The sequence below is a fragment of the Streptomyces incarnatus genome, from assembly GCF_001027185.1.
In the GTDB taxonomy this organism is placed as follows: domain Bacteria; phylum Actinomycetota; class Actinomycetes; order Streptomycetales; family Streptomycetaceae; genus Streptomyces; species Streptomyces puniciscabiei.
On the sequence record NZ_CP011497.1, the window covers coordinates 3,948,080 to 3,965,261 of the forward strand.

The 17,182-nt window shown below is 70.6% G+C and carries 16 protein-coding genes and 1 tRNA gene; 10 read left to right on the forward strand and 7 right to left on the reverse strand.

Translation table 11 applies throughout. The features are described 5' to 3' along the window. The first annotated feature begins 180 nt into the window (after nucleotides 1–180). Together ABB07_RS17645 and ABB07_RS17650 are read left to right on the forward strand one after the other, a co-directional pair. A complete protein-coding gene (locus tag ABB07_RS17645) occupies nucleotides 181–855 on the forward strand; it encodes a Crp/Fnr family transcriptional regulator (RefSeq protein WP_014674022.1) in 675 nt (224 codons plus the stop codon). A gap of 139 nt (nucleotides 856–994) precedes the next feature. Then, a complete protein-coding gene (locus tag ABB07_RS17650) occupies nucleotides 995–1,816 on the forward strand; it encodes a nucleotidyltransferase domain-containing protein (protein ID WP_208899604.1) in 822 nt (273 codons plus the stop codon). 60 nt (nucleotides 1,817–1,876) lie between these two features. On the opposite strand, the gene ABB07_RS17655 is transcribed toward ABB07_RS17650, so the two are convergent. The 4 genes from ABB07_RS17655 to sp36 all read right to left on the reverse strand — a co-directional run bounded on the left by ABB07_RS17655 (nucleotide 1,877) and on the right by sp36 (nucleotide 4,300). After that, on the reverse strand, nucleotides 1,877–2,707 hold the full coding sequence (locus ABB07_RS17655; protein WP_208899605.1) for an MBL fold metallo-hydrolase: 831 nt from the start codon (nucleotides 2,705–2,707) through the stop codon (nucleotides 1,877–1,879). Next, nucleotides 2,704–3,597 carry an NUDIX hydrolase gene (locus tag ABB07_RS17660; protein WP_208899606.1) on the reverse strand — a complete coding sequence of 298 codons (894 nt, stop codon included), beginning with the start codon at nucleotides 3,595–3,597 and terminating at the stop codon, nucleotides 2,704–2,706. The genes ABB07_RS17655 and ABB07_RS17660 overlap by 4 nt, the downstream gene beginning before the upstream one ends. Before the next feature lie 80 nt (nucleotides 3,598–3,677). Then, on the reverse strand, nucleotides 3,678–4,142 hold the full coding sequence (locus tag ABB07_RS17665) for a RidA family protein (RefSeq protein ID WP_208899607.1): 465 nt from the start codon (nucleotides 4,140–4,142) through the stop codon (nucleotides 3,678–3,680). Then, nucleotides 4,139–4,300 carry a Sp36 family protein gene (gene sp36 / locus ABB07_RS17670; RefSeq protein ID WP_003975360.1) on the reverse strand — a complete coding sequence of 54 codons (162 nt, stop codon included), beginning with the start codon at nucleotides 4,298–4,300 and terminating at the stop codon, nucleotides 4,139–4,141. Before sp36 ends, ABB07_RS17665 begins: the two co-directional genes overlap by 4 nt. A 117-nt stretch (nucleotides 4,301–4,417) precedes the next feature. Between sp36 and bagA the strand changes: the two genes are divergently transcribed. After that, complete coding sequence (gene bagA, locus ABB07_RS17675) at nucleotides 4,418–5,395, forward strand: ATPase BagA (protein WP_208899608.1); 978 nt, start codon at nucleotides 4,418–4,420, stop codon at nucleotides 5,393–5,395. Then, a complete protein-coding gene (bagB, locus tag ABB07_RS17680; protein WP_244189403.1) occupies nucleotides 5,392–6,858 on the forward strand; it encodes an ATPase BagB in 1,467 nt (488 codons plus the stop codon). The genes bagA and bagB overlap by 4 nt, the downstream gene beginning before the upstream one ends. A 956-nt stretch (nucleotides 6,859–7,814) precedes the next feature. Here bagB and wblA read toward each other — a convergent pair. Next, the gene (gene wblA, locus ABB07_RS17685; RefSeq protein ID WP_030606400.1) at nucleotides 7,815–8,153 is read right to left on the reverse strand and encodes a transcriptional regulator WblA; all 339 of its coding nucleotides are present in this window, start codon (nucleotides 8,151–8,153) and stop codon (nucleotides 7,815–7,817) included. 495 nt (nucleotides 8,154–8,648) lie between these two features. Between wblA and ABB07_RS17690 the strand changes: the two genes are divergently transcribed. Beyond that, the gene (locus ABB07_RS17690; protein WP_208899609.1) at nucleotides 8,649–10,970 is read left to right on the forward strand and encodes a transglycosylase domain-containing protein; all 2,322 of its coding nucleotides are present in this window, start codon (nucleotides 8,649–8,651) and stop codon (nucleotides 10,968–10,970) included. A gap of 113 nt (nucleotides 10,971–11,083) precedes the next feature. Here ABB07_RS17690 and ABB07_RS17695 read toward each other — a convergent pair whose 3' ends face one another. Then, entirely contained in the window at nucleotides 11,084–11,551 is a 468-nt protein-coding gene (locus ABB07_RS17695; protein WP_208899610.1) for a GatB/YqeY domain-containing protein, read from the reverse strand. A 103-nt stretch (nucleotides 11,552–11,654) separates the two neighbouring features. Between ABB07_RS17695 and ABB07_RS17700 the strand changes: the two genes are divergently transcribed. The 5 genes from ABB07_RS17700 to ABB07_RS17720 all read left to right on the forward strand — a co-directional run bounded on the left by ABB07_RS17700 (nucleotide 11,655) and on the right by ABB07_RS17720 (nucleotide 15,576). After that, entirely contained in the window at nucleotides 11,655–12,578 is a 924-nt protein-coding gene (locus ABB07_RS17700; protein WP_208899611.1) for a metallophosphoesterase, read from the forward strand. A gap of 269 nt (nucleotides 12,579–12,847) precedes the next feature. Continuing rightward, complete coding sequence (locus ABB07_RS17705; RefSeq protein ID WP_208899612.1) at nucleotides 12,848–13,606, forward strand: Pr6Pr family membrane protein; 759 nt, start codon at nucleotides 12,848–12,850, stop codon at nucleotides 13,604–13,606. 65 nt (nucleotides 13,607–13,671) lie between these two features. Further along, nucleotides 13,672–13,745 (forward strand) — tRNA-Pro (locus ABB07_RS17710). 243 nt (nucleotides 13,746–13,988) lie between these two features. Further along, nucleotides 13,989–14,669, forward strand: coding sequence for a DUF488 family protein, N3 subclade (locus tag ABB07_RS17715; protein ID WP_208899613.1), 681 nt, complete (start codon nucleotides 13,989–13,991; stop codon nucleotides 14,667–14,669). Between the two features lie 121 nt (nucleotides 14,670–14,790). Further along, nucleotides 14,791–15,576: a hypothetical protein gene (locus ABB07_RS17720; protein WP_208903491.1), complete on the forward strand. Its 786-nt coding sequence runs from the start codon at nucleotides 14,791–14,793 to the stop codon at nucleotides 15,574–15,576. Between the two features lie 143 nt (nucleotides 15,577–15,719). On the opposite strand, the gene ABB07_RS17725 is transcribed toward ABB07_RS17720, so the two are convergent. Further along, nucleotides 15,720–17,156, reverse strand: a complete 1,437-nt coding sequence (locus tag ABB07_RS17725) for a DUF6177 family protein (protein WP_208899614.1) — start codon at nucleotides 17,154–17,156, stop codon at nucleotides 15,720–15,722. Nucleotides 17,157–17,182 lie beyond the last annotated feature (26 nt).

Below are 17,182 nucleotides of genomic sequence, written 5' to 3' on the forward strand. Positions count from 1 at the left end.
ATCCGCCCCGGACCCAAAGGATCGGCCCCCGATTGGACCCCTGACGCTTACCTCGGCACACCTGTGCGGCATCCTTGTGACAGATCACACTGTTTGGACCGTCCGGCAAAATGGGGAACACGGTCCCCTGGCACTCGGGGGAGCAAGATCCCCTGAGCAGGTCGACAAGGAGAGAACTCAGTGGACGACGTTCTGCGGCGCAACCCGCTCTTCGCGGCTCTCGACGACGAGCAGGCCGCGGAGCTTCGCGCCTCCATGAGTGAGGTGACCCTCGCACGCGGCGACTCCCTGTTCCACGAGGGCGACCCGGGCGACCGGCTGTACGTCGTCACCGAGGGCAAGGTCAAGCTGCACCGCACCTCCCCCGACGGCCGCGAGAACATGCTCGCCGTCGTCGGCCCCGGCGAGCTGATCGGCGAGCTGTCGCTCTTCGACCCGGGCCCGCGTACGGCGACCGCGACCGCGCTGACCGAGGTCAAGCTGCTCGGTCTCGGCCACGGCGACCTCCAGCCCTGGCTGAACGCCCGCCCCGAGGTGGCCGGCGCCCTGCTGCGCGCCGTCGCCCGCCGGCTGCGCAAGACCAACGACGCCATGTCCGACCTGGTCTTCTCCGACGTGCCCGGCCGCGTGGCGCGCGCCCTGCTGGACCTGTCCCGCCGCTTCGGCGTGCAGTCCGAGGAGGGCATCCACGTCGTCCACGACCTCACCCAGGAGGAGCTGGCCCAGCTGGTCGGCGCATCCCGCGAGACCGTGAACAAGGCGCTGGCGGACTTCGCCCAGCGCGGATGGCTCCGCCTGGAGGCGCGGGCCGTGATCCTGCTGGACGTGGAGAGGCTGGCCAAGAGGTCGCGCTGACGCCGGTCCTGCCCGTACGACCCCGGGGTCGGCTTCATGCAAGCCCGGCCCCGCTGCCGTCGCCGCCCGGGGCCGCCGGATTGCCGGCCGCGCCGAAAACGGGCGGCACGGCCCGCCTCACGGGCGGCACAGTTGCCCCATGGCTGAAACGATCCGTCGGCCCGGGCTCGACGACCATGGCTTCATCGCGCGCGAAGGCTCCCTCGCGCGCGTGCCCGACGTTTTCCGTCCCGTCGTGGCCGCAGCACGCGACGGCCTGCTGGAGGCCTTCGGAGCCCGGCTGCACAGCGCCTACCTCTACGGATCGATCCCGCGGGGCACCGCGCGTGCGGGCCGCAGCGATCTGGACCTGCTGGTGGCGCTCCGGGAAGAGCCGGCCGACGCCGACCGGGAGGCCGTACGGGCGCTCGGTGAGGCGGTCGACGAGGAATTCGCGCAGATCGACGGCGTCGGCACGCTGCTGTACGGCAGGGAGCGGCTGCTGAGCGACCTGGAGCGGTACGACCTTGGCTGGTTCGTGGCCTGTCTGTGCACCCCGCTGCTCGGTGCGGACCTCGCCGAGCAGCTGCCGCGCTACCGCCCCGACTCCCTGCTCGCCCGCGAGACCAACGGCGACCTGGCGCTGTGGCTGCCCCGCTGGCGTGAGCGGATCGCGGACGCCGAGGACACCGAGGAGGCCCGGCGGCGCCTCGTGCGCTTCATGTCCCGGCATCTCGTCCGCACCGGCTTCACGCTGGTCATGCCCCGCTGGAACGGCTGGACCAGCGATCTGCGGGAGATGGCGGAGGCGTTCGCCGCCTCCTACCCACAGCGGGGCGCACAGCTGCGTACGGCGGCAGGGTACGGCTACGAACCCGTCAGCGACCCGGAGGTGCTGCGCACGTACGTCGACGACCTCGGACCCTGGCTCGCCGACGAGTACGCGCGCGTGCACGGCGTGAAGGCGCCCAGACCCGACTAGCCGGGAGCCGGGGCCGGGCCCTGTCGTTCGGCGACGCCGGGATGATCCGAACGACAGGGTCTAGATCAGGCCGTGCTCGCTCAGGTAGTCCAGCTGGGCCCGTACCGACAGCTCGGCCGCCGGCCACAGGGAGCGGTCCACATCGGCGTACACGTGGGCGACGACCTGGGACGCGGTGCGGTAGCCGTCCTCGACCGCCGTCTCCACCTGGGCGAGCCGGTGGGCGCGGTGGGCGAGGTAGAACTCGACGGCGCCCTGGGCGTCCTCCAGGACCGGCCCGTGGCCCGGCAGGACGGTGTGCACGCCGTCGTCCACGGTCAGGGACCGCAGCCGGCGCAGGGAGTCCAGATAGTCGCCCAGACGGCCGTCCGGGTGCGCCACGACCGTCGTACCGCGCCCGAGGATGGTGTCGCCGGTCAGCACCGCCCGGTCGGCCGGCAGATGGAAGCACAGCGAGTCCGCGGTGTGCCCGGGGGTCGGTACAACCCTCAGCTCCAGGCCGCCGACGGTGATCACGTCGCCCGCGGCCAGGCCCTCGTCGCCGAGACGCAGCGCCGGATCGAGGGCACGCACGCGTGTGCCGGTCAGGTCCGCGAAACGGGCGGCGCCCTCGGCGTGGTCGGGGTGGCCGTGGGTGAGCAAGGTGAGGGCTATGCGCTTGCCGGCCTTCTCGGCGGTGTCCACGACGGCGCGCAGATGACCGTCGTCCAGGGGCCCCGGGTCGATCACCACGGCGAGCTCGGAGTCGGGCTCGGCGACGATCCAGGTGTTGGTGCCGTCCAGGGTCATCGCGGAGGCGTTGGGCGCGAGGACGTTGACGGCCCGTTCGGTGGCGGGGCCGGAGAGCACCTGGCCGCGGGGCTGGCCCGGCAGCGTGCTTGCGTCGGTCATGCGGGGCCTCCACCCGTCGTCTCGGCCGTCGTCGGAGCCGTCGGAACGTGCTTCGTGAACTCCTCGTGCCCCGGCCAGGACAGGACGATCTCACCGTCCTGCAGGCGGGCACGGGCCAGTACCGGCGTCAGGTCGCGCCCGGAGGCCGCCGTGAGCGTCTCGGCGGCGGTGGCGTACGGCAGCAGCTGGCGCAGGGTGGCGATGGTGGGCGGCATCATCAGCAGCTCGCCCTTGTCGTAGCCGGCGGCGGCCTCCGCGGGGCGGATCCACACCGTGCGGTCGGCCTCCGTGGAGGCGTTCCGGGTGCGCTGGCCCTCGGGCAGGGCGGCCACGAAGAACCAGGTGTCGTAGCGGCGGGCCTCGAACTCCGGGGTGATCCAGCGGGTCCAGGCACCCAGCAGGTCCGAGCGCAGCACCAGCCCGCGCCGGTCGAGGAACTCGGCGAAGGACAGCTCGCGCGCGACCAGCGCGGCCCGGTCCGCCTCCCAGTCCGCCCCGGTGGTGTCGCCGACGACCGACTCCGCGTCGGGTCCGGCGAGCAGGACACCGGCCTCCTCGTACGTCTCCCGTACGGCGGCGCAGACGATCGCCTGGGCACCCGGCTCGTCGACGCCGAGCCGCTCCGCCCACCACGCGCGCGTGGGGCCCGCCCAGCGCACCAGACGGTCGTCGTCGCGCGGGTCGACACCGCCCCCGGGATACGCGTACGCACCTCCGGCGAAGGCCATGGAGGCGCGTCTGCGCAGCATGTGGACCGCGGGGCCGTCCGGCGTGTCCTTCAGGAGCAGCACCGTGGCCGCGCGCCTGGGGGACACCGGAGTGAGGGTGCCGTCCGCGAGCGCGCGGATGCGGTCGGGCCACTCCGGGGGGTACCACTGACCGTTCGCCATGGCCGGAGGCTATCCCGTGCAGTGCGAATGTTCGAGAGGTGCCCGAGGTCAGAGGGGCCGCGGTGGGCCGCCGCAGTGGGTCACTGGGCGAGTTCCACCTGGATCTCGACCTCCACCGGCGCGTCCAGCGGCAGCACCGCGACACCGACCGCGCTGCGGGCGTGCACGCCCTTGTCGCCGAGGACCTCGCCGAGCAGTTCGCTGGCGCCGTTGACGACACCGGGCTGCCCGGTGAAGTCGGACGCGGAGGCGACGAAGCCGACGACCTTCACCACGCGCGCGATGCGGTCCAGATCGCCGACGACGGACTTCACGGCGGCCAGCGCGTTCAGCGCGCAGGTACGGGCCAGGTCCTTGGCCTCCTCCGGGGTGACCTCGGCGCCGACCTTGCCGGTGACCGGCAGCTTGCCCTCGACCATCGGCAGCTGGCCGGCGGTGTAGACGTACACACCGGACTGCACGGCCGGCTGGTAGGCGGCCAGCGGCGGTACGACCTCCGGCAGGGTCAGCCCCAGTTCGGCCAGCCTGGCCTCGACCGCGCTCATGCCTGCTTCTCCCGCTTCAGGTAGGCCACGAGCTGCTCGGGGTTGTTCGGCCCGGGCACGACCTGGACGAGCTCCCAGCCGTCCTCGCCCCAGGTGTCCAGAATCTGCTTCGTGGCATGGACGAGCAGCGGCACGGTTGCGTATTCCCACTTGGTCATGGGGCCGACTGTAGCCGCTGCGGCGGCGGGGGCGGTGACCTGCGCCCCGGGGACAGTGACCTGCGTTATCCACAGCCTCCCGCGTGAGTGTCGAGCGGACTGGTTAGTCTCGAAGACGTGAGCAGGCTCCAGGTCGTCAGCGGCAAGGGCGGGACCGGAAAGACGACGGTCGCCGCCGCACTGGCGCTGGCCCTCGCCACCGAGGGGAAGCGGACGCTTCTCGTGGAGGTCGAGGGCCGGCAGGGCATCGCCCAGCTCTTCGAGACGGAGGCGTTGCCATACGAGGAGCGCAAGATCGCGGTCGCTCCGGGGGGCGGCGAGGTGTACGCCCTGGCCATAGACGCCGAACTGGCCCTTCTGGACTACCTCCAGATGTTCTACAAACTCGGCGGCGCGGGCCGGGCCCTGAAGAAGCTCGGCGCGATCGACTTCGCCACCACCATCGCCCCGGGCATCAGGGACGTCCTGCTCACCGGCAAGGCGTGCGAGGCCGTGCGCCGCAAGGACCGCTCCGGACGGTTCGCGTACGACTACGTCGTCATGGACGCCCCGCCGACGGGCCGCATCACCCGCTTCCTGAACGTGAACGACGAGGTGGCGGGCCTGGCGAAGATCGGCCCGATACACAATCAGGCGCAGGCGGTGATGCGGGTGCTGAAGTCGCCGGAGACGGCGGTGCACCTGGTGACGCTGCTGGAGGAGATGCCGGTCCAGGAGACCGCCGACGGCATCGCGGAACTGCGCGCGGCACGGCTTCCGGTGGGCCGGATCATCGTGAACATGGTCCGGCCGGAGGTGTTGGACGCTGCCGACCTGGAACTCGTACGGGCCGTGGAGCGTTCCTCTGTCGCACAGGCACTCTCGGCGGCGGGCCTGGGCGGGGCCCGGCGCGGTGGGAACGCGGAGAAGCTGGTGGACCCGCTGCTGTGGCAGGCGGCGGAGTACGCCGAGCGGTACGCGCTGGAGCAGGAGCAGCGCGCGGTCCTCGGCGAGCTGGGCCTGCCGCTGGGCGAACTGCCGCTGCTCGCCGAGGGCATGGACCTGGCGGGCCTGTACGAACTCGCCACCGAGCTGCGGAAGCAGGGGTTGACATGAGTGCGGACCCGGCCGAGGCGCCCGAGACGACACAGACGGCCGCGGGGCGGGAGAAGGCCGCGGGGCCGGAGGCCGCCGTCGGGCCGGAGAAGGCCGCGGGGCGGGCAAAGGCCGACGGACGGAGGAACGCCGACGGGCGCGGCAAGACCGACGGACGGGAGAAGGCCCACGGTCTCTCTCCCGCGCGCGTGCTGGACATCGACCCGCTGCTGGACGACCCGAAGACGCGGATCGTGGTGTGCTGCGGCTCGGGCGGGGTCGGCAAGACGACGACCGCGGCGGCCCTCGGCCTCCGGGCGGCCGAGCGGGGCCGCAAGGTGGTCGTGCTCACCATCGACCCGGCCCGCCGGCTGGCCCAGTCGATGGGCATCGACTCCCTCGACAACGTCCCGCGCCGGGTCAAGGGCACCGAGGGCGAGGGCGAACTGCACGCCATGATGCTCGACATGAAGCGCACCTTCGACGAGGTCGTGGAGGCGCACGCGGACCCCGAGCGGGCGGCCACGATCCTGGCGAACCCCTTCTACCAGTCACTCTCGGCGGGCTTCGCGGGCACGCAGGAGTACATGGCGATGGAGAAGCTGGGCCAGCTGCGCGCGAAGGACGAGTGGGACCTGATCGTCGTCGACACCCCGCCGTCCCGCTCGGCGCTGGACTTCCTGGACGCGCCGAAGCGGCTGGGCTCCTTCCTGGACGGCCGGCTCATCCGCCTGCTGACCGCCCCCGCCAAGCTGGGCGGACGCGCGGGGATGGCCTTTCTCAACGTCGGCATGTCGATGATGACCGGCACGCTCGGCAAGCTGCTGGGCGGCCAGCTGCTGAAGGACGTGCAGACGTTCGTGGCCGCGATGGACACCACCTTCGGCGGGTTCCGTACGCGCGCGGACGCCACGTACAAGCTGCTCCAGGCGCCCGGTACGGCCTTTCTGGTGGTCGCGGCCCCGGAGCGGGACGCGCTCCGCGAAGCGGCGTACTTCGTGGAGCGGCTGGCGGCGGAGAAGATGCCGCTGATGGGTCTGGTGCTCAACCGGGTCCACGGCAGCGGCGCCGTCCGGCTGTCGGCGGAGCGGGCGCTCGCCGCCGCCGAAAATCTTGAGGACCCCCGCATTGTGGATCAGGGGGGCGGGAAAGCTGGACTTCGTAACTCTCCCGACCCATACGGCAGTTCGCGATCTCCCGCATCCGAGGCCGCAACCGACGCCCCAGCTTCCGAGCAAGGCTCCCCCGCCGATACGGAGCGCTCCGTCGACCGGCTCACCGCGGGTCTACTGCGACTGCACGCCGATCGCATGCAGCTGCTCTCGCGCGAGCAGCGCACGCGTGACCGTTTCACCGCCCGCCACCCCGAGGTGGCGGTCGTCGAAGTACCCGCGCTGCCCGGCGACGTCCACGACCTCGCCGGTCTGCGCGACATCGGCGCCCGCCTGGCCGCGGGCGCGACAGGACGGACGGAGCTGCCGTAGGCGCGGCCAGAGCCGACGGAGGCGAGTCCGGTGGCTGCGGGGCCGGTGGCTGCGGGGCCGGTGGCTGCGAGGCCGGTGGCTGCGAGGCCGGTGGCTGCGAGGCCGGTGGCTGCGGGGCCGGTGGCTGCGAGGCTAGCGGCTGCGGACCGATAGATGCTGGACCGACAGAGGCTGGACCGATGGCTGCGAGGCCAGCGGCTGCGGGGACGGCGGATGCCGAACTGACGGCTGTGGGACCGACGGATGCGGGCCGGTGGCAGTGGGCCGGCGGAGGCGGAACCGACGGCTGCTGGACCGGCGGCCGTGGGGCCGTGGAGCTTGCCCGGTGTCGGGCAGCCCGGTGGGTCCGTGTGCACGCGGGCGCGCGGCCGGGCGGTCGTTGGCGCGCCGACAGCCGCCGTATGTCGTCGTATGCCGACGGGCGGTCGCACGCTGCACCGGTGAACCGCCGTATGCGCGCGGGCGATCGTCCTGCACGTGCGGGCGATCAGCGCGGGTACGCGGGTAACCGTCGTACGTACGCGGCTGATCGTCGTGCGTACGCGGCTGATCGTCGCGTACGTACACGGGCGGTCGAACGGGCCCGTGCAATGACAGTCTCGCGTACGTGGCGGCATACGCGGACGGTGCGTCGGTGGCATGCGCGTGCGGGGACCATTCGCGGGATCGCAGGCATCACAGGCATCGGACGCCTGGTGAAAACCTGGGCATCTCGGACCACGCGGACCACTCGTCGCCGACATGCGGCCCTGCGCCGACCCTTGAGCGCACATGAATCCGCAGGCGGCACGGCGTGGATCGAGCCGGGCCGGAAGGCCGTTCGTGGCTTCCCCAGGCGCAGGCCGGACCGGACCGGCGCTTTCACGCGCCCCAGCTCTTCCCCTGCCCCGAGCGGCATACGCCCACTCGGCGCCCGGGAGGAAATGCCCTCCGCCGCCTCTACTGCCTCCGCCGCCTCAGCTCACCGCTGCGTAGTTCTCGTACACCTCGTCGTTGTCGAGGGACACGATGCCCGCCCCGCGCTCGTACTCCGAGCGGGCGGTCTCCAGCAGCCTGCGCCAGGAGGTCACGGTGGGCCGGCGGCGCAGCAGTGCGCGGCGCTCGCGCTCCGTCATGCCTCCCCACACGCCGAACTCGACGCGGTTGTCCAGCGCGTCCGCCAGGCATTCGGTGCGTACCGGGCATCCGGTGCACACCGCCTTGGCCCTGTTCTGCGCTGCTCCCTGAACGAACAGTTCATCCGGATCGGTAGTGCGGCAGGCAGCCTGCGCACTCCAGTCGGTTACCCAGCCCATACCGGCGCCGTCCTCTCCCGAATCGAGGCTCCCCCACGGCGGCAGCGGCATATTCACCGCTGCCAGTTGAGGACGTTACGGAAGGTGGGCACAGCGCAACACCCCCTTCGGGCCCAATCTTGAATGGCCCGAACGGACTATGGGTTAACGGCAGATCACCCGCGGGAGTGAGCTGACGACATACGCGACCATCCCGGCAAACCGGGACAGCTGTGGTGCGCCACAACGGGCGCAGGGTGACACACGAGGCGGATTCGGACACGTCCCCCTCAGGAGCCGGTCACGTCCCCCGTGTGAGAAAACGGGGTACGCCCGGAACGATTCGGGGTCGCCGGACGTATTGATTACGTGACCGCACTGCTGTGACAGTTGAGAGCAGCTTAGGCCAAGGCCTGCGCGCGTGTCCGGCGAATGGGAAGGCGGGCGTCTCCCTTTGCCGTGCCGTGATGCGGTCGCTCTTTCGGAACGCTCAACAGTACGGATTAGGCTGCCCCCATGCCAAAGAAGCGCTCGGGCGGTGGTCTGTCGCCAACGCAGCAGGCCGCCAAGTTCCTCGGTGTCAGTGTGCTCGCCGGAGCCGTCATGGCGGGCATCGCGCTGCCCGCGGCCGGCGCGCTGGGCCTGGCGGCCAAGGGCTCGGTCCAGAGCTTCGACGAGATCCCGGCGAACCTGAAGAGCCCCCAGCTCAGTCAGCGCACGACCATCCTGGACAACCAGGGCAACCAGATCGCGGCCGTCTACTCCCGCGACCGTACGGTGGTGGACCTCAAGGACATCTCGCCGTACATGCAGAAGGCGATCGTCGCGATCGAGGACTCCCGCTTCTACCAGCACGGCGCGATCGACCTCAAGGGCGTCCTGCGCGCCCTGAACAAGAACGCGCAGGAAGGCGGGGTCGCCCAGGGCGCCTCCACGCTCACCCAGCAGCTGGTGAAGAACTACTTCATCGAGGAGGCCGGTGACGACCCGACGAAGGTCGCCGAGGCCACCCAGCAGACCCTCGGTCGCAAGATCAAGGAGCTGAAGTACGCGATCCAGATCGAGGAGAAGCTCGGCAAGAAGAAGATCCTCGAGAACTACCTGAACATCACCTTCTTCGGCGAGCAGGCCTACGGCGTCGAGGCCGCCTCCCAGCGCTACTTCTCCAAGCACGCCAAGGACCTGAACCTCCAGGAATCGGCGCTGCTGGCCGGCATCGTGCAGTCCCCGAGCCGCTACGACCCGGTCAACGACGAGGCGGAGGCCACCAAGCGGCGCAACACCGTGCTCCAGCGGATGGCGGAGGTCGGCGACATCTCCCAGCAGGAGGCGGACGAGGCCAAGGCGAAGCCGCTCGGACTGCACCCGAGCCAGCCCAAGAACGGCTGCATCACCGCGGTCAAGGGCGCCGGGTTCTTCTGCGACTACGTCCGCGACGTGGTTCTGAACGACCCGGTCTTCGGCAGGACCAAGGAGGCCCGGGCCAAGCTGTGGAACCAGGGCGGTCTGACGATCCGGACGACCCTCGACCCGCAGGCGCAGGACTCGGTACAGGCATCCATCAAGCAGCACGTCTACCAGTCCGACGCGGTGGCGACGGCCGCCACCATCGTCGAGCCGGGCACCGGCAAGATCCTCGCCATGGGCCAGTCCCGCCCGTACGGCTTCGGCCAGAACGAGACGCAGATCAACCTCTCGGTCAACTCGGACATGGGCGGCGGCGCCGGCTACCAGCCCGGTTCGACGTTCAAGCCGATCGTCGCGGCGGCCGCCATAGAGGGCGGCAAGCCCCCGACGCAGCAGTACTCGTCGCCGTACGAGATGCCGTACCCGGACCAGGTGCAGGCGTGTGACGGCAAGGTCTGGCGCAACGACCCGAACAAGCCCGCCAAGCTGACGAACGAGAACGAGTCCGAGCACGGCCCGATGGGCATGAAGGAGGCGACCGCCAAGTCGGTCAACACCTACTACGTGCAGCTGATCAGCGACATCGGCATCTGCCCGGTCACCGAGATGGCGAAGAAGATGGGCGTGCACCGCGCGGACGGGCGGGCGATCGACCAGGCACCCTCCATCGCGCTCGGCACCCAGGAGGTGTCGCCGCTGACGATGGCGAACGCGTACGCCACCTTCGCCTCGCGCGGTATGTACTGCACCCCGGTCGCCATAGAGTCGATCACGCAGAAGGTCGGCAGCGTGCAGAAGTCCCTGCAGGTGCCGAAGTCGACCTGCTCCCGCGCGATGTCGGAGAAGACGGCGGACACCGTCAGCACGCTCCTGAAGGGCGTGGTCGAGGACGGCACGGGCCGGGAGGCCGGCCTCGGCGACCGCCCGAGCGCGGGCAAGACCGGTACGACGGACGAGCGCTACGCGGCCTGGTTCGTCGGCTACACCCCGAACATGGCGGGCGCCGTCTGGGTCGGCGACCCGGCCCACAAGCGCCAGATGAAGAACATCAGCATCGGCGGCGTCTGGAACGACAAGGTCTACGGCGGCCAGGTTCCCGGCCCCATCTGGCGCGACATGATGACCGGCGCGCTCAGCGGCAAACCCGTGGAGGACTTCCACCTGATCGACATCCCCGACGACAACAAGAAGGGGGATGGTCAGGGAAAAGGCCACGGGGGGAACGACGGGGGCAAGAACGGGGACAGCACGGGCGGGATCGGCGGACTGATCGGCGGCCTGACGGCCGGCGGCACGGCTGACGGCGGCACCACGGGCGCCACGACCGGCGGCCCCTTCCCGACACCGACCTTCTCCCTCCCCGGCAACTTCATCCAGGGCCAGACGAACGGTGGAAACAAGGGGAACGGCAACGGGGGCTGGCGGGGGTGACCCCTTGATGTGAGTACGGCGGCGGGGTCGCGCCCCTGGTTCAGGGTGCGACCCCGCCGCCGTAACTCCCTCTGCCTGTCTCTGCCTGTCTCTGCCTACGTCTGCGCCCGGGCTTATCCCTGCAGAAGCTTCTTCACGGCGGCGGCGACGCGGCCGCCCTCGGCCTGGCCGGCCACCTTCGGGTTCACGATCTTCATGACGGCACCCATGGCCCGCGGCCCCTCGGCGCCGGCCGCCTTCGCCTCCGCCACGGCCTGGGCGACGATCGCGTCCAGCTCGTCGTCGGACAGCTGCTTGGGCAGGTACGCGGAGAGCACCTCGCCCTCCGCCTTCTCCCGCTCGGCCTGCTCGGCGCGGCCGCCCTGCGCGAACGCCTCCGCGGCCTCCCGGCGCTTCTTCGCCTCACGGGTGATCACCTTCTGGACCTCGTCGTCGGAGAGCTCCCGCTTCTCCTTGCCCGCGACCTCCTCCTTGGTGATCGCGGCGAGCGTCAGCCGGAGCGTCGAGGAGCGGAGCTCGTCGCGCTCCTTGATCGCGGCGTTGAGGTCGTCCTGCAGCTTCGACTTGAGCGTGGTGGTCATGGGACCGATTGTCGCAGGTGCGCTCCCGTGAACGCCCGTTGATTTAACTGCTCCAAACGACGGCCCGTCTCGTCGGCGTCCGCGCGTCTGACACGATGGACGCATGCGCGCGCGATACGGAGTACCCCTGGGAATCATGGCGGCGGGCGCCGCCGGTCTGGCGTACGCGGCGGGGTTCGAGGCCCGCTCCTTCCGCCTCCGGCGGGTGACGGTCCCGGTCCTCCCGCCGGGGATGCGTCCGCTGCGCGTGCTCCAGGTCTCCGACATCCACATGGTGAGCGGCCAGCGCAAGAAGCAGCGGTGGCTGCGGTCGCTGGCGGGCCTGCGCCCCGACTTCGTGATCAACACCGGCGACAACCTGTCGGACCCGGAAGGGGTGCCCGAGGTGCTGGACGCCCTGGGCCCTCTGATGGAGTTCCCGGGCGCGTACGTCTTCGGCTCCAACGACTACTACGGCCCCAGACTCCGCAACCCCGCCCGGTACTTGCTGGAGAAGGCGAGCGGCCGGCACGGCCTGAACGGCAACCCGCCGGCGGTCGGCGTCATCCACAACCCGTGGGAGGACCTGCGCGACGGCTTCGACGAGGCCGGCTGGCTGAACCTGACCAACACCCGGGGCGTCCTGAAGACCGAGGGCGTGTCGATCGAGCTGACGGGCCTGGACGACCCCCACATCAAGCGCGACCGCTACGCCCGGGTGGCCGGCGGACCCTCGGGGACGTACGACTTCTCGATGGGCGTCGTCCACGCCCCGTACCTGCGGGTGCTGGACGCGTACGCGGCGGACGGCTACCCCTTGGTCCTGGCCGGCCACACCCACGGTGGCCAGCTGTGCATCCCCTTCTACGGCGCACTGGTCACCAACTGCGACCTGGACACGGACCGAGTGAAGGGCCTGTCCACCCACACGGCGGCCGGCCACACCTCCTACCTCCACGTCTCAGCGGGCTGCGGCACCAACCGCTACACCCCGGTCCGCTTCGCCTGCCCACCGGAGGCGACGCTGCTGACGCTGGTGGAGCGGTAGGCGTTCCGGCGGGAGGCGTTCCGGCGGCACGTGTCCCGGCGGGGCACGTGTCGGGCGGCAGGCGGCAGGCGGCAGGCGGCAGGCGGCAGGCGGCAGGGAGCACGTGTCCCGGCGGCAGGCAGCACGCAGCACGTGCCCTGGCGGCGGACGGCAGGCGGCAGCCGGCAGCCGGGGCTACCGGGCCGGGCCCAGCGGCAGGCGATCAGGGACGTAACCCACCCGGACTACACCACATGGCCCCACCCCTCCCCCGCTCCTAGCGTGAGGGCATGACCTCCCCGATACCCAGGGAGATCCCGGACCTGCCCGCGGTCCCGGGCCCGCCCCTGCTGCTGCCCTCCCCGGTCCCCGCCACGGCCGTGGTGGCGCCGGTCCGCCGTCCCACGGTCGCGCTCTTCCGCCTCCTGACCGCCCTGGCGGCGGCGGGAGGCGTGGCCCTGGAACTCCTGATCGGCACCCCGGCGCGCACTCTGAGCTACTTCAGCGTCCAGACCGGCATCCTGCTGGCCGTCGTCATGCTCCTGTCGGCGTCGAGGGCGTGGCGCGCCCGCCGCCCCCTTTCGCCCGCCGTGACTGGCGCCACACTCCTCTACGCCCTGATCTCGGCGCTCGTCTACCACCTGCTGCTGGCCCACACGACGCCGCCGTTCTCCATGACCGGCGCGACGACGGCCCCGGTGCGCTGGCACGGCCAGTGGGCGACCCTCCAGATCCTGCACACGCTGACGCCGGTGGCGGCCCTGCTGGACTGGCTGCTGCTCACCCCCGCGGCCCGCCTGCGCCTGCGCCGGACGGCCGCCTGGCTCCTCTACCCCCTGGCCTACCTGGCCTTCTACCTGCTCCGCGGGGCCTTTCTCGCCCCCACCAACCCCGCCCGCTACCTCTACCCCTTCCTGGACGCGGCCACCCACGGCTACCGCAGCACCCTCGCGAACGCCCTCCTCCTGGGCCTCGCGATGTACGCCCTGGCCGTCCTCCTCGTGGCCCTGGACCACATCCGCCCGACCCCGGTCCGCCACCGCGTCTAAACCGGATTTCGTCTACAGCCACCAGTGGGCTAAAGTAAACGTCGTCGCCGCGAGAGCAGCGACATCGGGGTGTAGCGCAGCTTGGCAGCGCGCTTCGTTCGGGACGAAGAGGTCGTGGGTTCAAATCCCGCCACCCCGACGCTGTAGTACCAGGTCAGGGGCCTGATCCATAGAGTGGATCAGGCCCCTGAGTGGTTCCTGGAGATCGTTTGAGAGAAATCTGGGAGAAGATCTTGGCCGGCTTCTCCCAGAGGGTGCCCCGTGAGGCAGTGTGGGGTACGACAGCTGAGGGCACTCGGACCTGAACGTTCGCGAATCCGGCCCCGTGACTGACCGGGAACACCATGCCCGCCCGCCTCAATCGCCATTAGGATCACGACACATGGCAGGCCATCACTCAGCGCGTCCTCACGACCACGCTCGCGCGCTCGCCCGGCGAGTTCGGGCACTGCGCGAAGCCCGTGGGTGGTCGCGGGAGCGGCTCGCCAAGGAAGCCTGCATCAGCACCAGGACGCTGGCCCGCCTGGAGGGCGAGGGAGCGATCCAGCCAGGTTTCTTCACCGTCGGCGCGGTCGCAGAGGCTCTTGATATCTCCCTGGATGATCTGTTCCGGGAGACCAAGGACAGCCCCGGCCTGTGGTCCGCCGGATACGAAGGGCGGGACATCGACTCGTTCATCGCCTCGCTCCTCGACAGCCGTATCGATGTAGTAGCGGACGTCAGGCTGACGCCGATCAGCCGCAAGAAGGGCTTCAGCAAGACCCGCCTCGGGCAGGCGCTCGCCGAGGCCGGCATCGAGTACACCCACCTGCGCGGCCTGGGGAATCCCAAGGACAACCGGGCGCCGTTCTGGGACGGCCGCCTGGACGTGGGCCGGGCCCGCTTCCGTGATGTGCTGCGGTCCGAGGAGGCGCAGGCCGATCTCGGCCGCCTGGCAGAGCACGCCCAGCAGTCGCGGGTCGCGGTGCTGTGCTTCGAGAAGGACGAGAGCCGCTGTCACCGACAGGTCGTCCTGGAGACGGTCCGCCAGCGGGCCGCTGTGCCCGTGATCCCCCTGGCCTGACTTCATCCCTCGCCCCTGCACGCGCCCTTGCCAGTGGCGCATGCCTCTCCTCCAATCGGATCGGGGAGATCTGTGGAGGGGGGCAACCATGGGATCGGGGAATCGACAGCGCGCGACGATCATGATCACGGTCAAGACGTATCCGGAGCTGTCCAACAAGTACCGCGAGACCAGCTGCGTGGCAGGCATACGCCTGGACCAGGGCGCACCACAGCACGTACGGCTCTTCCCGGTGCCGTTCCGGCTTCTCGCGGAGGAGGCTCAGTTCTCCAAGTACTCGATCATCGAGGTCGACGTCGAGCCGCACGGTAAGCGGGACTCTCGGCCCGAGAGCCTGCGGCCAGACCTCGACACCCTCAAGATCGTGGGCGAGGTGCCGGCGGACGGCGACTGGAAGCAGCGGTACAAGTACGTCGAGCCGCTCGTCTCGCCGTCCCTGTGCGCGATAAAAAGAGACCAGGAGGAGCACGGCACCTCACTCGGCGTGTTCCGGCCCAGGGAGGTCAGCTTCCGGCTGACGGCGGCAGAGCCCTGGCCCGAGTCGAAGGCGGCGCTGGCCGACCAACTCGACCTCTTCGAGCAGGACTTGGCCCGGCTTGAGTGGGTGCCTCTGGAATTCCGCTACAAGTTCCGCTGTGCGGACGCCGACTGCCCCACGCACGACATGGCGCTGAAGGACTGGGAGGCCGGTGCGTCGTACCGCAAGTTCCTGCGCAAGTACGGCGAGCACGCCGTGCAGGACAAGCTGCGGGAGCGCTGGTACGAGTCGATGTTCACTCCCGACCGTGCCGTCCACTTCTTCGTCGGCAACATCGCGGCCCACCCCAGGACCTTCATGCTGCTGGGCCTGTTCCGCCCGAAGGCCAATGTCGTCGAGTACGTCCAGGAGAGCCTGTTCGGTGACTGAGTGGCGAGGCTGACGGCCGTCATTCGCCGCCGGAATGCCAAGGTCGGCGAGCAGGGCCGTCGAGCTGACAGTCCAGGTACCGCTTGCCGGGGAAGACAGGGCAGGCGTCTGTGCCGCTACTGGAGCCGATGGGGCGGTGGCCGTCAGGACGGTCGGGTAGCTGCCCCGCTTCCACCTTTCAGGTGCTCGTCGATGTGCCGCAGACGTTGCCAGGCGGCGGGGTCGGTGCCGTCGCCGAGCGAGTAGTGGAGGGTGGGGCGAGTGGCAGGGCCGAGTTGGGTCGGGACGCAGTCCAGCAGGGCGCTGCGGGCACGGCTGATGCCGAGGTCGGCCACGGCATCCGGGCCGAGGGTGAGAGAGACCGGGATCGACGGCGGTTCGTAGTGGGCCGGAGTGGTCAGGTCCGCGCGCGCCGCACGGAGTTCACTGATCATGGTGGCGAGGTTGTGCCTGGCCGCAAGGGATTCGGCGAGCTGGGGCAGCAGCTCGATCGGTGCCCGTTCGTCGGCGGCGTAGCCGAGAGCCAGGGTGATGTGCTCCTCTACGCCCCCTTGCGTGTGAGCGATGCGCAAGGTGGCGATCGCGGGTCGGTCGGCGGTTCCGACGGCGACAGCCCAGGTGGGCTGGGCCTGGCGGGCGCGGCTGCGGGCCAGGTCGGTCAGTTGCCCTGGCGACCAAGGCACGTTCACGGGCTCAGCGGTGGCCCATCCGGCCGGCGGCAGTCCGGTGAGGGTCTGCCAGGCGTCTTCCAGAGCACCACCGAGTATCAGGTGCTCCTGGGCGGGGTGGATGGTGCGGATGGACAGCAGCAACTGCCGTTCACCGCCCTTACCAAGCGGAGGCTGGAAGGCGTCCGCGATCCGGGGGCCGCTGTCGGCAGCCGGGGAGAAACGTCCGTCGTGCCAGCGCAGTACGGCTCCGGAGAGGCCGTCGTAGTAGCCGTTGTCTGGGTGGCGTACGACCCAGCGTGCGGGCATGCGCTCCAGCACGGTGCGGGTGGGCAGGCTCAGCCGGGTGTTGGGGGACGTGACGAGATACAGCTCCCGTCGGCTCTGTGCCACCGTTCGCACCGTCTCGGTCAGCCATGTCGTGGCGGCAACGACCGGGCGGTCGTAGATGACGATGACGCCCTTGTCAGTCAGCACATCCGCATCGGTCAGTACGTCCACGTCAGCGGGCGGGACCGTCACCTCGCCCGTGGCCGGGACGGTCACGACGTCGGTGTGGGCGGCTTCAGGCGGCCATGTGATGCCGCCGAGCAGCGTTGTCAGTCGTCCCGCGACCGAGCCGGCGAGCAGCCTGGCTTCTGCGACGGCGGTGGACGCCCGCACCTCGGTCCACCACACCGGTCCCTCTGTCCGAACGCCAGGTCCCAGCAGCCGCTCCGTCTCGCCCGGCACTTGCAGGTAGCGGGGGGCCTCCACGGAGACCAGGAGCTTTCCGCCGTCCGTGCACAACTGGGCCACGGATCCCCCAGCTGCCCGGTTCACGCGCAGGTCCGGGCCGCCGGCGTGCAGTGCGGCCAGCAGCGTCTTGATGTCCGGCAACTGCGGCGTGAGGGCGATGACGTCCTGGGGCATGCGGTGCTTTCTGTCGGAGGGGACGA

What these genes read in the sequence shown, in the direction of transcription:
- ABB07_RS17715 (WP_208899613.1), top strand. Translation starts at nt 13,989, where the DNA reads ATGGCAGGCCATCACTCAGCGCGTCCTCACGACCACGCTCGCGCGCTC.
- ABB07_RS17720 (WP_208903491.1), top strand. Translation starts at nt 14,791, where the DNA reads ATGATCACGGTCAAGACGTATCCGGAGCTGTCCAACAAGTACCGCGAG.
- ABB07_RS17705 (WP_208899612.1), top strand. Translation starts at nt 12,848, where the DNA reads ATGACCTCCCCGATACCCAGGGAGATCCCGGACCTGCCCGCGGTCCCG.
- sp36 (WP_003975360.1), bottom strand. Translation starts at nt 4,300, where the DNA reads ATGACCAAGTGGGAATACGCAACCGTGCCGCTGCTCGTCCATGCCACG.
- ABB07_RS17665 (WP_208899607.1), bottom strand. Translation starts at nt 4,142, where the DNA reads ATGAGCGCGGTCGAGGCCAGGCTGGCCGAACTGGGGCTGACCCTGCCG.
- ABB07_RS17725 (WP_208899614.1), bottom strand. Translation starts at nt 17,156, where the DNA reads ATGCCCCAGGACGTCATCGCCCTCACGCCGCAGTTGCCGGACATCAAG.
- ABB07_RS17650 (WP_208899604.1), top strand. Translation starts at nt 995, where the DNA reads ATGGCTGAAACGATCCGTCGGCCCGGGCTCGACGACCATGGCTTCATC.
- ABB07_RS17655 (WP_208899605.1), bottom strand. Translation starts at nt 2,707, where the DNA reads ATGACCGACGCAAGCACGCTGCCGGGCCAGCCCCGCGGCCAGGTGCTC.
- ABB07_RS17690 (WP_208899609.1), top strand. Translation starts at nt 8,649, where the DNA reads ATGCCAAAGAAGCGCTCGGGCGGTGGTCTGTCGCCAACGCAGCAGGCC.
- ABB07_RS17660 (WP_208899606.1), bottom strand. Translation starts at nt 3,597, where the DNA reads ATGGCGAACGGTCAGTGGTACCCCCCGGAGTGGCCCGACCGCATCCGC.
- ABB07_RS17695 (WP_208899610.1), bottom strand. Translation starts at nt 11,551, where the DNA reads ATGACCACCACGCTCAAGTCGAAGCTGCAGGACGACCTCAACGCCGCG.
- bagB (WP_244189403.1), top strand. Translation starts at nt 5,392, where the DNA reads ATGAGTGCGGACCCGGCCGAGGCGCCCGAGACGACACAGACGGCCGCG.
- ABB07_RS17700 (WP_208899611.1), top strand. Translation starts at nt 11,655, where the DNA reads ATGCGCGCGCGATACGGAGTACCCCTGGGAATCATGGCGGCGGGCGCC.
- wblA (WP_030606400.1), bottom strand. Translation starts at nt 8,153, where the DNA reads ATGGGCTGGGTAACCGACTGGAGTGCGCAGGCTGCCTGCCGCACTACC.